Source organism: Streptomyces sp. NBC_00876 (genome assembly GCF_045207435.1).
Taxonomy (GTDB): domain Bacteria; phylum Actinomycetota; class Actinomycetes; order Streptomycetales; family Streptomycetaceae; genus Streptomyces.
The window spans coordinates 7,449,246-7,461,467 of the sequence record NZ_CP108800.1 but is presented as its reverse complement, the minus strand read 5'-3'; the positions used below and the strand labels follow the sequence as shown (position 1 = coordinate 7,461,467).

13 protein-coding genes are annotated in these 12,222 nt (G+C 69.0%); 8 read left to right on the top strand and 5 right to left on the bottom strand.

Annotated features, from left to right (window positions below; all coding sequences use genetic code 11):
* Positions 1–269: 269 nt before the first annotated feature.
* On the bottom strand, positions 270–914 hold the full coding sequence (locus tag OG782_RS32650) for a hypothetical protein (RefSeq protein WP_406457197.1): 645 nt from the start codon (positions 912–914) through the stop codon (positions 270–272).
* 953 nt (positions 915–1,867) lie between these two features.
* Between OG782_RS32650 and OG782_RS32645 the strand changes: the two genes are divergently transcribed.
* From OG782_RS32645 to OG782_RS32620, 6 genes are all read left to right on the top strand, one after another.
* Positions 1,868–3,082, top strand: a complete 1,215-nt coding sequence (locus tag OG782_RS32645) for a helix-turn-helix domain-containing protein (RefSeq protein WP_406457195.1) — start codon at positions 1,868–1,870, stop codon at positions 3,080–3,082.
* A gap of 222 nt (positions 3,083–3,304) precedes the next feature.
* Positions 3,305–3,568, top strand: a complete 264-nt coding sequence (locus tag OG782_RS32640) for a hypothetical protein (protein ID WP_406457193.1) — start codon at positions 3,305–3,307, stop codon at positions 3,566–3,568.
* An 87-nt stretch (positions 3,569–3,655) separates the two neighbouring features.
* Positions 3,656–4,129 carry an SCP2 sterol-binding domain-containing protein gene (locus tag OG782_RS32635; RefSeq protein ID WP_406457191.1) on the top strand — a complete coding sequence of 158 codons (474 nt, stop codon included), beginning with the start codon at positions 3,656–3,658 and terminating at the stop codon, positions 4,127–4,129.
* A gap of 4 nt (positions 4,130–4,133) precedes the next feature.
* On the top strand, positions 4,134–5,348 hold the full coding sequence (locus OG782_RS32630) for an acyl-CoA dehydrogenase family protein (protein ID WP_406457189.1): 1,215 nt from the start codon (positions 4,134–4,136) through the stop codon (positions 5,346–5,348).
* A 245-nt stretch (positions 5,349–5,593) separates the two neighbouring features.
* Entirely contained in the window at positions 5,594–6,421 is an 828-nt protein-coding gene (locus tag OG782_RS32625) for a hypothetical protein (protein ID WP_406457187.1), read from the top strand.
* Between the two features lie 55 nt (positions 6,422–6,476).
* Positions 6,477–8,549 (top strand): MDR family MFS transporter, encoded by a 2,073-nt coding sequence (locus tag OG782_RS32620; protein WP_406457185.1) that lies wholly within the window; start codon positions 6,477–6,479, stop codon positions 8,547–8,549.
* A 19-nt stretch (positions 8,550–8,568) separates the two neighbouring features.
* Here the strand turns inward: OG782_RS32620 and OG782_RS32615 are convergent, their stop codons facing one another.
* The 4 genes from OG782_RS32615 to OG782_RS32600 form a co-directional block, all read right to left on the bottom strand.
* Positions 8,569–9,024 carry a YchJ family protein gene (locus OG782_RS32615; RefSeq protein ID WP_406457183.1) on the bottom strand — a complete coding sequence of 152 codons (456 nt, stop codon included), beginning with the start codon at positions 9,022–9,024 and terminating at the stop codon, positions 8,569–8,571.
* 81 nt (positions 9,025–9,105) lie between these two features.
* Positions 9,106–9,915, bottom strand: coding sequence for an SAM-dependent methyltransferase (locus OG782_RS32610; protein ID WP_406457181.1), 810 nt, complete (start codon positions 9,913–9,915; stop codon positions 9,106–9,108).
* Positions 9,916–10,016: 101 nt separating this feature from the next.
* Positions 10,017–10,253: a DUF397 domain-containing protein gene (locus tag OG782_RS32605; RefSeq protein WP_406457179.1), complete on the bottom strand. Its 237-nt coding sequence runs from the start codon at positions 10,251–10,253 to the stop codon at positions 10,017–10,019.
* Entirely contained in the window at positions 10,253–11,113 is an 861-nt protein-coding gene (locus OG782_RS32600) for a helix-turn-helix domain-containing protein (RefSeq protein WP_406457177.1), read from the bottom strand. The genes OG782_RS32605 and OG782_RS32600 overlap by 1 nt, the downstream gene beginning before the upstream one ends.
* A 206-nt stretch (positions 11,114–11,319) precedes the next feature.
* Here OG782_RS32600 and OG782_RS32595 point away from each other — a divergent pair, with 206 nt between their 5' ends.
* Both OG782_RS32595 and OG782_RS32590 read left to right on the top strand, forming a co-directional pair.
* Entirely contained in the window at positions 11,320–11,778 is a 459-nt protein-coding gene (locus tag OG782_RS32595; protein ID WP_406457175.1) for an ATP-binding protein, read from the top strand.
* Positions 11,772–12,212: a hypothetical protein gene (locus tag OG782_RS32590; protein WP_406457173.1), complete on the top strand. Its 441-nt coding sequence runs from the start codon at positions 11,772–11,774 to the stop codon at positions 12,210–12,212. The genes OG782_RS32595 and OG782_RS32590 overlap by 7 nt, the downstream gene beginning before the upstream one ends.
* The last annotated feature ends 10 nt before the right edge of the window (positions 12,213–12,222 follow it).

Here is a 12,222-nt window from a genome sequence, read left to right as displayed (position 1 = left end):
CCGCCTTCGGCTCGTCCTGAATCTCATCTCGCCAACCCATCATCTTCTCGGAGCCAACCAGTCGGTGCACAGGGGAACAACGTGATCCAGCACCCGTGGACCATGCGGGGACAGTACGTCCGCCACACAGCCCACCGTCAGCATGTAGGTGCTCCACGGGATGGAGGGGTGCGAGTGAAATGGTGCGGACCCGGAGCGACCGGATGGGGGCTGCGCGCCGGAAGGAAGCCCTCCGGTGCGCAGCCCCGGCCATCGCGGTCGCTACCGGATCACGGTGAGGTGACGGTGATGGGCTTGGCCAGCTTGTACACGGCCGAGAACGTGGCGGCGTCGCCGTTGTTCATCAGCGAGGCGCAGTTGCTCACGTTGGAGATGGTGAGGCCGGCGCCGTTGGTGATGGACAGCTCACCTGTGGCGTTGTTGTACGCGGCGTTGCTCGCGGTTCCGGAGATCTTGGCGGTGCACACCCCGAAGAGGGTGTCTCCGGTGATGGTCACGTTCACGTTCGAGAGCGAGCCCGAGGTGATCCCACCGCTGTAGCTGGCGGCGTTCAGATTGATCGTGGAGGTCGACACGGCGCTGAACGAGGATCCGAGCGGCCCGTCACAGGGGTCACTGACCGGGTCGCCGAACGTGGCCGAGGTGATCGTGGCCAGCGGCGGGCCCGTGTGCGTCCCGTTGGTGGCCAGGCCGCTCGCGGTGGCGGAGTAGCAGGTCACGGACTGGTTGGTGGCCGTGTCCAGCAGGTCGGCTGTCGTACCGGCCTTGAGCGAGGCCGTGAACGATCCGTCCGCGTTCGGATTGACGATGGTGAAGTTGGCCTGCGCGGTGGCGGAGGCCGAGGTGACGGCGAGGCCGAGCGCGGCGGCTGCGACGGCGGTGGCGAACAGGGAGCGGCTGATGATCGTTCTCACGGAACTACCCTCCGGTGGGGTGGAGTTGGACGTGCCCGAATGCCTCGCACCATGCCCGGTATTGGGCTCGGCACGAGGGCGGCTCACTTCGTGGAACGCAGAAGTCCAAGGACTCGACTGCGTGATCGAACTCCGTGCGGATCGAACGTTACGAGCCAGTAGCCCAACGCTGCAATACCCGGCACAGAAATTCCCTGACGCTCCCGATAAACTCATTCCGACTTAGCGAGAACTCAGCAGATCGCCACGATTTTCTATACGAAAGTGAGCACTTACGCGCGAGTACGTGCCTCGTACAACCTCGGGTTGCTCACCCCGGACCGGGGTGGGCGCCCCGCGGACGGACCGCCCGGCACCCCCGTACCGGCCGGTAAGATCGTCCATACAGTGGCGCAATGCCGTACGGTGCAGCTCGTCGCCCGCACCGCGCCACCCCGCACGCCGGCAACCGGCCAACCGCACGGCCGAGGAGCCCGCCACCACGGAGCGATCACGAGCCGATTTCCGCCACGGCAGGAATCCGTGATTTCCCCGAATGCGATAGCACTCCCCCGCGGGTCGAATTGAATTAGAGGATCCCTGGAAATCCGGCCCGGTTATCCAGCACCGGCCGGCCCGCCACCCCTGAAACCACCCGGGCCACTCCTCATCCGGCCCCTCGCACCCCGCTCGACCCCTACTTGCCGTTACCCAGGGTTACTTTCTTGTCCCCGCAGGAGTAAATGTCCAAAAAACATTGTCCGGAAGTGAGCACTCGCGTCCCACCTGCACCGGAGCACCACAACGGGGCCGAGATGTGTGCCCCTTGCACTTCGATCTTGTTCAAGTGGTGGGCACCACCGCTGACTTGGTCTATCTTCATCGCGAACTCGGTACGCACCTGTCGGTTCGTGGGAGCGCTTTCCCCCACCGCCTCACCCCCCACCGGGCGCCGGAAAGCTAGGGGACACGCCATGCCGAAAGTCATTTCACCGTTGGACACGGGGGATCCGCTGGGACCGCTCCCCCAGGAATTCGCCACAATCATGCGGCCCGAACTGCCCAGCCTGATCAAGGAGATCGGCGTCGAGGTCACCCGGGCCTATCCGGAGTACGCGCGCCTGCTCAGCGGCCCCAACGGCCAGTCCATCCGGGTCGGCGTCGAGCAGAGCCTCTCCTCGTTCGTGGACCTGGTCGCCGAACCGTCGTCATCGACATCACTGCGTGACGACATGTGCCGCAGGTTCGGACGCTTCGAGGCCTACGAGGGCCGCACCATGGAGACGCTCCAGGGCGCCTATCGGCTCGGCGCGCGCGTGGCGCTGCGCCGGGCCAAGAAGGTCGGCCGCAGCTACAACTTCTCGCCGACCCTGATGCTCAGTTTCGCCGACGCGCTCTTCGCCTACGTCGACGAGCTGGAATCGCTCTCCCGGGAGGGATTCCTGGAGGTGCAGTCGCAGACCGGCGAACAGAGCGAGGCCATGCGCCGGCGCCTGCTCCACCTGATCCTGGCCGGGCGCCCCGTGCCCCGCAGCGCCATCGCCGAACTGTGCGAGCAGACCGGATGGACGCTTCCCGAGGAGGTGACCCTGGTCGCGGCGCGTGCTCCCGCCGGGCTCGACCGGCTCAGCGCCGACCGCGACATCCTGGTCGATCTCAGCGACCCCCAGCCTCACTTACTCATCCCGGGGCCCCTCGACGACGCCCGAAGAACCATGCTCGACCAGGCGCTTCTCGGCACCCGCGCGGCGATCGGGCTGACCGTTCCCACCGCCCTGGCCTCGGACTCGATCCGCTGGGCCAGGAGGATCCTCGAACTCGTCGACGCGGGCGTCATCGACGACGCGCCGTTCATCCTCTGCAAGGACCACCTCATCACCCTGTGGCTGCTCTCCGATCCGGCCCTCCTGGATCAGCTCGCCCAGCGGGAGCTCGCGCCCATCGCCGGCATCAGCGCCACCCGCCGCGAGCGGCTGGTCGAGACCCTGCGCATCTGGCTCGACACCCGGGGCACCGCCGCCCACATGGGCGAACTGCTGGACGTGCACCCCCAGACCGTCCGCTACCGCATGCGCAACCTCGAGTCCATCTTCGGTGAGCAACTGATCGACCCGGAGAGCAGGTTCTCCACCGAGGCGGTACTGCGGGCGCTGCAGCTGCAGGCCCGCAGCGAGGGCACCGCCCGGTAGTCCACCCGTCCGCAGAACGGTTTCCGGCCGGATCACGGCCTTCACTGCGCGTCAACTTACTTATGGGTAAGGGGAAATATCCGGTCACTCCCAAACGGTTGCCACACGGAGACGTTCTCAACGAGAAACCCGGAACTGCGTCCCGTACATATGGAGGAGTCGGCCGCCCACCCGGCGGCCGCAACGCCCCACCTCCTGGCCACCATTCGAGAGGGAACCCCCATGACCGCCCCGCACCTGCTCGTCCCCGTCCCCATTCCCGACAGCGTCGCCGCGCTGATCGGCTCCTGCATCCCGACACACATCCTGGAGGCGGAGTTCGACGCCGAGTGCGCCGCGCGCGAGGTCCGCAGGTTCCGCGGCCCCCGGCTCGGCATCGAGGACCAGGCCGACCGCGAGCAGGCCCTGTCGGAGCTGGCCCGCGCCAACAAGGTGCTCGCCGCCCACCACCCCCGGCTGGCGGTGCGCCCCGGCAGCTCCTGGTGACTCCCCCGCACCGCGCCCGCCTTGCGGAGGCGTCACCCTGCCCTTACCTTACTCAAAAGTAAGTTTACTCCAGAGTAAGGAGCTGGCGTGGCCGACAACAGCAGCGACGACCTCACCGATGAACTGGCCGCACTCGACTTCGCGGCCGTCTCCCCGCCGGAGTTCGCGCGGATCGTGAAGGGCCTGTCCGCCAGGCAGCTCGGCGAGGTCATGCACGGCGAACTGCGCACCCGGGTCCTCGGCGAGGTCTTCGGACGGATGAGGCAGCAGTTCCGCCAGGATGCGGCGGGACAGCTCGAGGCGCTGATCCGCTGGAAGATCACCGGCGACACCGACGAGGTATACGAGACCTCGATCGCGAACGGTGCCTGCACCGTCAGCCAGGGCCGCTCCGACGCCGAACCGCGCACGACGCTGGTGATGGGCGACGCGGAGTTCCTCAAGCTGGTGTCCGGCAACGGCAATCCCGTCACGATGTTCATGATGCGCAAACTCAAGGTGGCCGGCGATATCGGCCTGGCCTCCGGCCTCACCCGTTACTTCGACATCCCGAAGGCCTGAGCCGATGAGCTACTTCTCCCTCGCGCTCACCGAGGAACAGCAGGACCTGCGCAACTGGGTGCACGGCTTCGCCGCCCAGGTGGTGCGCCCTGCGGCCGCCGAATGGGACGCCCGCGAGGAGACGCCCTGGCCCGTCATCCAGGAAGCGGCCCGGATCGGTCTGTACGGATTCGAGTCGCTGGCCGACATGTACGGCGACCCGTCTGGGCTCTCGCTCCAGATAGCCAACGAGGAGCTGTTCTGGGGCGACGCCGGAATCGGCATGGCGCTCTTCGGCACCTCCCTCGCCGTCGCCGGGATCTTCGCCTCCGGGACACCCGACCAGCTCGCCGAGTGGGTGCCGCAGTGTTACGGCGACGAGGACGACCCGAAGGTGGCGGCGTTCTGCGTCTCCGAGCCGCAGGCCGGGTCCGACGTCTCCGCGATGACCACCAAGGCCCGTTACGACGAGGCCGGGGACGAATGGGTGCTCTCCGGCCAGAAGGCGTGGATCACCAACGGCGGGATCGCCGAGATCCATGTCGTCGTCGCCTCGGTCGATCCGTCACTCGGCGCCCGCGGACAGGCCGCTTTCATCGTGCCGCCCGCTACGAAGGGCCTGGAGGCGAGCCGCACCATCAAGAAACTGGGCCTGCGCGCCTCGCACACGGCGGACGTGTTCCTCGACGACGTACGGGTTCCCGGGCACTGCCTGCTCGGCGGCAAGGAGAAGCTGGACGCCCGGCTCGCCCGCGCCCGTGAGGGCTCCAACGCCAAGGGCCAGGCGGCGATGGCGACCTTCGAGGTCAGCCGCCCCACCGTCGGCGCCCAGGCGCTGGGCATCGCGCGCGCGGCGTACGAGTACGCGCTGGAGTACGCCGGACAGCGCGAGGCGTTCGGCCGGCCCATCATCGAGAACCAGTCGATCGCGTTCGCGCTGGCCGACATCCGTACCGAGATCGAGTCCGTACGGCTGCTGATCTGGCAGGCCGCGTGGATGGCCCGCAACGACCGGACCTTCGACGCCGGCCAGGGCTCCATGTCCAAGCTGCGCGCGGGCGAACTCGCCGTGTCCGCGACGGAGAAGGCCATCCAGATCCTCGGCGGCGCCGGGTACAGCCGGGAGCACCCGGTGGAACGGATGTACCGCGACGCCAAGATCTACACGATCTTCGAGGGGACCAGCGAGATCCAGCGCCTGGTCATCGCACGGGCGATCTCGGGACGCCACATCCGCTGAGCCCGCCGGACGCCCGCGCGAACGCCGTCCGTGCCGGCCCGGGACAGGGCGTGCCACCGCACGCGTCGGCCGTCCGGGCGAGGAGACGGCCGGGCGCACCGGGAGCGGCAGGACGGGGCCGGTGTCCGGCGGGAATGCGCACTGGCGAGGATGGGGTGTCCGCCCGGTCGGCGGGCTCGCTGCCCGCAGCATGCCGCACGGGCCCCGGCCGACCGTCCGATCGCTGTCACATCCTGGGGAACACCATGCCCGCCGGCCCGCGCCCGTCCGTCCTCTTCGTCACCGACCTCGCCTACGAGGCCCGCGGACGCCGCTACTGCGACGAGGACATCCATCTGACCTCCCGGCTGCGGGAGGACTTCGATATCGCCCTCTGTCACCCCCGCGACGCCGCCGCGCTGCTGGACGGCTTCGACGCCGTCGTCGTGCGCAACAGCGGTCCGGTGCTGCACTACCAGGACGCGTACGACGCCTTCTGCGCACGCGCACGTGAGCTGGGCACGCGGGTCTACAACCCGCTGACCGGGCGGGGCGACATGGCCGGCAAGCAGTACCTGGTCGATCTGAGCCGGGCCGGATATCCGGTGATACCCACCGTGGACCGGGCGGCGGATCTGGGGCTGCTGCCCGAGGCCGCGAGTTACGTCATCAAGCCGAAGCTGGGAGCGGACTCGGTCGGGCTGCGCTTCGTACGGACCCCCGAGGCGGAGCCGGACGCGGACGGCACGCAGCTGATCCAGCCTCGGATCGACTTCCGCTACGAGGTGTCCTTCTACTTCGTCGACCACGACTTCCAGTACGCGCTGAACGCGCCGCACCCGGATCAGCGGTGGGTGCTGGAGCCCTACGAGGCGAGTGCGGCGGATCTGGACTTCGCCCGGTCGTTCATCGACTGGAACACCCTCGACCACGGCATCCAGCGGGTCGACGCGTGCCGGACCGCGACGGGCGAGCTGCTGCTCGTCGAACTGGAGGACCTCAATCCGTATCTCTCGCTGGACCGGGTGGCCCGGCCGGTGCGGGAGGCGTTCGTCGCGCGGATGACGGCTTCCTTGAAGGATCTGCTGGCCTGACACGTCCGGCCGTCCTCCGCATGCGGGTGACATGGGGCGGTGTGAGGGTGCAAGGGTGACCACTGCCAGCGAGACCGCCCCCGCCGCGCAGAGTGCCGCCGCGCCGCCCCTGCTCGATCCGCGCCGCCGCAACATCGTCTTCGCCACGATCGTGCTGGGCATTCTGCTGGCCGCCCTGGACCAGACGATCGTGGGCACCGCGCTGCCCACGATCGTCTCGGACCTCGGGGGCGCCGCCCACATGTCGTGGGTGGTGACCGCGTATCTCCTCGCGGAGACCGTGGCGACGGTGCTGGTCGGCAAGTTCGGTGACCTGTTCGGCCGGAAGATCATCTTCCAGCTCTCGGCGATCATCTTCATCACCGGTTCGTTCCTCTGCGGTCTCGCGACCAACATGACCCTCCTGATCGTGTGGCGCGGTCTCCAGGGCATCGGCGCGGGCGGTCTGATGGTCACGTCGATGGCACTGATCGCCGATGTGATCCCGCTGCGCGACCGGGGCAAGTACCAGGGCGCCATCGGCGCGGTCTTCGGCGTCTCGACGGTGATCGGGCCGTTGCTCGGCGGCCTCTTCACGGACCATCTGACCTGGCGCTGGGCGTTCTACGTCAATGTGCCGATCGCGATCGGGGTGGTCATCGCGGCGGCCCGCACCATTCCGTCCGTGAAGGCGGTGGGGCGTCCGGTCATCGACTACCTGGGCATCGCGCTGGTCACGGTCGGGGCGAGCGCCCTGATCCTCGCGACGAGCTGGGGCGGCAACCAGTACGCCTGGGGTTCCTCGGTCATCATCGGCCTGTTCGTACTCGGCCTGGTCGCCCTGGCCGCCTTCTGCTTCGTCGAGTTCCGGGCGAAGGAACCGATGCTGCCGATGCGGCTGTTCGGGAATCCGGTCTTCACGGTCTGCTCGATCCTCAGCTTCATCGTGGGGTTCGCGATGCTCGGCGCGATGATCTTCCTGCCGACGTATCTGCAGTACGTGGACGGGGACTCGGCGACGCTCTCGGGCGTCCGGACGCTGCCGATGGTCATCGGTCTGCTCGTCGCCTCGATCTTCAGCGGCAATGTGGTCAGCAAGAGCGGCCAGTACCGGGTCTTCCCCATCGTGGGCACACTGATCATGGCGGTCGGGCTGTTCCTGCTCTCCCGGATGGGTCCGGACAGCGGAGTGTGGCGGGAGTCGCTTTACATGCTGGTGCTCGGGGTCGGCATCGGGCTGTCCATGCAGGTGCTGACGATCGCGGTGCAGAACACCGTCGACTACGCGGACCTGGGCACGGCGACCTCGGGCGTGACGTTCTTCCGTACCCTCGGCAGCGCCTTCGGCACGGCGGTGTTCGGGACGATCTACTCCAACGCGCTCGGCCCCAACCTCAAGGACGGGATCGTGGAGGCGGCGCGGGCGGGCGGCGATCCGGCGGTGCTGGTGAAGGCCTCCCAGAGCCCGGAGGGACTGCACGCGCTGCCCGGCGCCCAGTCGGCGCCACTGGCCCAGGCGTACGCCGACACCCTGCACACGGTGTTCCTCTGGACGGTGCCGGTCGCCCTGCTCGGCTTCGTCGTGGCACTGTTCCTGAAGCAGGTGAAGCTGCGGGACACGGTGCGGGCCGGCTCGACCGACATGGGTGAGGGGTTCGCCTCGCCGAGCTCCGGGGACTCCGCCCGGCTGCTGGAGTTCTCGGTGGCCAAGGTGCTGCGCCGGGTGGACCCGGACACGGCCCGGCAGATCGTGGCCGCGTCCGACACCCGGCTCGACATGGCGGGGGCCTGGGCGGTGATGCAGGTCGAGCTGTTCACCCGGATGGTCGGCCATGCGGGGCTCCGGCTGATCGCCGCCCGGCACCGGATTCCGCCCGAGGTCCTGGTGCCCGTCTTCGACCGGATGATCGAGGAGGGTTATCTCACCGGGGACGGCCACCTGTTCACCCACACCGAGGCGGGCAGCCGCGAGGCCGCGACCATCAACGACGCGTGGGCGACCTGGCTCAACGAACAGCTGGGCGACGACGGGGGCCGCCCGGACGATGTCCGGCTGCGGGCCGCGGTCGACGTGATCGCCAAGCGGCTGCTGGCGGAGGACCTCGCCCACGAGCTGTCCCCGGCGGCCCCGGCCGGTGCGGCGGTCTGACACCGCTCCGGTACGGGCCTCAGTCGGCGAAGACGGCCGACTCGTAGACCCAGGCACCCTCGTGCCGGACGAAGCGGCTCTTCTCGTGGAGCGAGTCGCTGTGCCCGCCGGCCGTGTAGTGCGCCCGGAAGGTGACCGTGCCGGTGGTGTGGAAGGCGCTGCCCTCCGTCGCCCCCAGGATCTCCAGCCCCTGCCAGCGCTGCCCGGGATCGAGATCGAGTACGTCCGGCCGGTGATCCGGGTGCCAGGTGCGCAGCAGGTACCCGGCATCCCGGACGACGAAGGCGGTGTACCGGGAGCGCATCAGCGCCTCGCACGTCGGCGCCGGCGCTCCGGCGTGCAGCCGTCCGCAGCACTCCCCGTATGTGGCGGGCAGCCCGCACGGGCAGGGCGAGGCGGCGGTGACGTCGGGGGCAGCAGCGGTGCGGGCGCTCGCGGCGGAGGGGCGCCGGGGGCGTGAGGTGCGTCGGGACATGCGTCCATTGTGGCCTGCGCCGGGACCTCCGCGGGCATCACCCGCTCGGTCAGCAGACAGTGACGGTGCCCGGTCCGCCGCTCAGAGCTTTCGGGCCACGCCCGCGTAGCCCGGGATCGGCTCGTCGCCCGGGACGTCGATGACCTCGCCGAGTTCCGGGTGCCAGTCCGCGGAGAGCGAGACTCCGGGAGCGACGAGTTCGAGGCCGTGGAAGAAGGCGCTGAACTCGGCGTGGGTGCGGGGGCGCAGGGTCATCCCGCGGGCCCTGTACATGGCGGCCGCCTGTGCCGCGCCCTCCGGGTTGAAGTCGCCGGTGGTCTGCGAGAGGACCAGGTAGCTGCCGGGCGCGAGCTGGTCGACCAGACGGTCCACCAGTTCGGCGGCACCGTCCTCGTCGTCCAGGAAGTGCAGCAGGGCCAGGAGCGACAGGGCGACCGGCTCGCTGAAGTCGAGGATCTTGCCGGCCGATTCCAGGATGACCTCCGGCCTGCGGGCATCGGCCTGGATGTACTCGGTGGCGCCCTGTGGGGTGGAGCGCAGCAGCGCCGCCGCGTGGGCGAGAACGATCGGGTCGTTGTCGCAGTAGACGATGCGCGCGTCCGGCGCGGTCCCCTGTGCGATCTGATGGAGGTTGGGCTCGGTCGGGATGCCGGTGCCGATGTCGAGGAACTGGCGGATGCCGTTCTCGGCGAGCCAGCGCGTGGCGCGGTGCATGAACGCGCGGTTGACCCGGGCCATGTCGCGCCCCCGCGAGTCCACGGCCAGCAGCTGCCGGGCCATCTGCTCGTCGATCGGGTAGTTGTCCTTGCCGCCGAGGAACCAGTCGTACATCCGCGCGGGATGCGGCTTGCTGGTGTCGATCTCGACGGCGGGGGGCTCGTGCCCGGTCATAGCGCGCTCCTTGGGTCCGTGGGCCGGCGAACAGAACAACGAAGAGAGTGCGCGACGACCGGGAACGTCGGCTCGGTGCGAGTCAGGTCAGTCAGGGTCGGTCAGGTCAGGAGGAAGTCTGCCTTACCGGCCTTGGCTCCCTGGATGAAAGCCGCAATCTCGTGGTGGGTGTAGATCAGGGCCGGACCGTCGGGGTCCGCGGACTGGCGCATGGCGATTCTCCCGTCGGCCAGCTTCATGGCCTCGACGCAGTTGCCGCCGTTCCCACCGCTCCACGGCTTGTACCAGCCCTCGGAGCCGAGTTCAGCGGCCGGCATGCCGTTGTATATGGGTGTCATCACAGCTCCTTGCGGAAGTCCCGGAGGATTTCCTTCGTGCGTTGTGCAGTCGCGGCCTGGGCCGCCATGCGGTCCATGACCTCGAGGTAGGAGGCCACCTCCGGGCGGGCGTCGAAGTAGACGGCCCCGGTCAGGTACTCGCTGTAGACCATGTCGGGGAGTTCGGGGACGGCGAACCGGAAGAGGACGAACGGCCCGTAGGTGCCCGGGTGATGGCCGGTGGAGAACTCGGCGATCTGCAGGGTCACATTGGGCAGCGTGGTCGCCTCCAGCAGCCGGTCGACCTGGGCGCGCATGGCGTCAGGACTGCCCACCGGGCGGCGCAGCACCGTCTCGTCCATCACCACCCACAGTTTCGGGGCGTCCGGCCGGGTGAGCAGCGACTGCCGCTCCAGCCGCAGCGCCACATGGCGCTCGATGTCCTCGGGCCTGGTCTGACCCACCGCTCCGGTGCGCATGACCGAGCGTGCGTAGTCCTCGGTCTGGAGGAGTCCGGGGACGAAGTGCGGCTCGTACATGCGCAGCAGGCTCGCGGCGCCCTCCAGGCTGACGTACATGCTGAACCAGTCGGGCAGCACGTCGTGGAAGCGCTGCCACCAGCCGGGCTTGTTGGCCTCCTCGGCGAGGACGACGAAGGACTCGGCCTCCTCCTCGGTGATCCCGTAGGCCTTCAGGAGCAGTTGCACATAGGGGATCTTGAGAGCGACCTCGGCCGTTTCCATCCTGCGTATCGTCGCCGGGGCGACCCGCAGCACCTTGGCAGCCTGGTCCCGGCTCAGGCCGACGCGCTCCCGCAGATCCTGCAGGCGCTTGCCGAGAACGACCTGACCCACGGTCGGGGCGGACCGCGGTTCGCTCACTTCAGACCTCCCGATGCGCTGTTTTCGAGCAGTGTGCCATGCGCGTGCCGCCAAAGACACAGCCACTCTGGAAATTTCAGAGTGCCTCTTGCCAAGTGTTCGCGACAGGGGGAGAGTTGGGGGAGCGAATCAGTTGACCAGTCATGCCCGCCCTCTTCCGTGAAGATCGCGAAGCGTGACGCAGCCCCCACTGTGAGGATTCGGTCGTGGCACCTGGCAGTGCGCTCATCCCCCGGCTCATGGACCTCAGCCCCGGGACGGAAGCGCTCCGGTACTGCTTCGCGCTGCCCGCGCACCCGGAGTCGGTGGCGGGCGCCCGGCGGCTGGCGCAGGCCCGGCTGGGCGAGTGGCGGATGGGCGAGGAGACACGCGACGCGGCGGTCCTCATCGTGTCCGAACTGGTCACCAACGCGGTCGTGCACACGGCCAGCGCCCGTGTCGTGTGCGAGCTGCACTGCCTCGAGAACCGGCTGCGCATAGCCGTACAGGACCAAGGACACCAGCCCGGCGGCCCGCAGTTGTGCCGCAGCGCCGACGACGAGCACGGACGCGGCCTGCTGCTCGTCGACGCGATGTGCAGTGCCTGGGGGTCCCGCGACACGGGGGACGGCTCGGGCCGCATCGTCTGGGCAGACCTGCCGCACGGCTCGGAGCACTCATGTTGAAGAACGCCATGTCCCACCTCCTCGGCACCCGCCGCCTCCGGGAGCCGGGCGCCCCCGCCCGCGCCGGACGGATCCAACTGCCGCTGCCGACGACCCTTTCGGCGTCCCTGGGCTGCGACGCGGTGGGGGTCCCGGCACGGTACGGCTTCCGCCTGATGTCTCATCTGCCGCGCACCGGATGTGTCTTCGCGGACGCCGAGCGCTGGTGGTGGATCGTCCCCTCGGGCTCCGACCTCGAGCTGGACTGGCCCGAGCAGGCCTTCTACGCGCGAGGGGCGTACGTCCCCGCGGTGCGGCCCAGGCTGATCCACCAGCCCGACAGCCGTACGCCGTACACCCCTCCCATCCCGCTGTTCCTGATGGTCTGCCAGGTGACCGGCGTGACGCCGTCCTGGACGCGCACGGGCGGACAGCACGTCGTCCCCGCTCCCTGACCCGTTCCCC